Source organism: Paenibacillus sp. AR247, from assembly GCF_002968895.1.
Classification (GTDB): domain Bacteria; phylum Bacillota; class Bacilli; order Paenibacillales; family Paenibacillaceae; genus Paenibacillus_AQ; species Paenibacillus_AQ favisporus.
Window position 1 is genome coordinate 100,504 of the sequence record NZ_PCZT01000002.1, and the last position, 1,365, is coordinate 101,868.

Annotated in this window: 2 protein-coding genes and 1 tRNA gene; 1 reads left to right on the forward strand and 2 read right to left on the reverse strand. The window is 56.8% G+C overall.

The window, feature by feature from the left end; all coding sequences use genetic code 11:
* A partial coding sequence (locus CPT76_RS00815) for a helix-turn-helix transcriptional regulator (protein WP_146116123.1) occupies positions 1 to 334 on the forward strand: 334 nt, incomplete at its 5' end.
* 128 nt (positions 335 to 462) lie between these two features.
* Here CPT76_RS00815 and CPT76_RS00820 read toward each other — a convergent pair.
* A tRNA-Leu gene (locus CPT76_RS00820) sits at positions 463 to 547 on the reverse strand.
* Between the two features lie 182 nt (positions 548 to 729).
* Positions 730 to 1,365: glycosyl hydrolase family 65 domain-containing protein (locus tag CPT76_RS00825; RefSeq protein WP_308737491.1), on the reverse strand; the 636-nt coding region annotated here is incomplete at its 5' end.

Here is a 1,365-nt window from a genome sequence, read left to right on the forward strand (position 1 = left end):
CGTTGTCCGTCGGTGGTCGAGGCAGTTGAAGCGGGAGTACATGGAGCCGCTGCGGATCGATGAGCTGGCGGCCGCTGCCCATATGGCCCCCTCCTCTCTGCACCGTCACTTTAAGGAGGTCACGGCCATGAGCCCGCTGCAATACCAAAAGCAGCTGCGGCTGCAGGAGGCCCGCCGTCTCTTGTTATCCGAATCTGCCGATGCAGCGGATGTTGCTTTTCGAGTCGGTTACGAAAGTCCGTCCCAATTCAGCCGCGAATACGCCCGGCTTTTCGGCCTTCCGCCGATCAGCGACATCACGCGTCTTCGGGAGCAGTTAGGCCGGGTGCCTTGATCCAAGAGCCCCCGGCTCCAGTCTGTAATCACAATCCTGAAGAGAATAAAAAAACGCCTATCGGCGTAAATAAACATAAAAATAGGATCATGTATTGCCTTTCAGCAATCACATGATCCTATCAACGATGCGGTCGAGAGGACTCGAACCTCCACGGGGGGTTAGCCCACACGGACCTGAACCGTGCGCGTCTGCCAATTCCGCCACGACCGCATATTCAGTTGGTCACGTTCGAAATGTTTTTTTCTTAGCGACAAGATAGATCTTACCATGGATCCATTATCATCGTCAAGCGTTTCGCCAAACTTTTTTTATAAAGATGAAAAACGGAGTCCGGGACGAATCTGCCGGGCGATTCCCCGGTTTCTCTCGTTCCAAAACTCCGCCGTGTTTCGTTACCTTCTGACCGTCTTCCCTGCCTCAAGGGTCAGCTCTTCCCCCTTGTGGCGGATCTGCAGCGGTTCACCCTCCAGGAGTCCATATCCCGTTCCTTCCGAGCCGACAAGCACCTCCAGGAGCCGGCCCTGGTTCATGACCCGGAAGCGGTAGCTGTCCCACTGCCCCGGCAGCGCCGGCGCAAATTCCAGCATGCCGTCTACCAAGCGCATGCCCGCAAACCCGTATACGATGGACATCCAGGACCCGGCCATGGCCGCCGTATGCAGCCCGTCCTTGGCATTCCGGTTGATGTCGTCCAGATCCATGCGCACCGTCCGGTCGAAATAAGCATACGCTTCTTCGAGTTCGCCGATCTCGGCCGAGACGATGCTGTGAATGCACGGCGACAGTGAGGAATCATGCGTCGTCAAAGGCTCATAGTAGCGGTAGTTCCGGATCTTCTCCTCCATCGTGAACCGTTCGCCGAGCAGGAACAGCGCCAGCACCAGATCGGCCTGCTTCAGCACCTGGTGGCGGTAGATGACGAGCGGATGAAAATGCAGGAGCAGCGGGTACTTGTCGGCCGGCGTGCTCTGAAAATCCCATTTGGCCTTCGTCAGGAACGTATCGTCCTGCGCATAGATGCCGAGTTC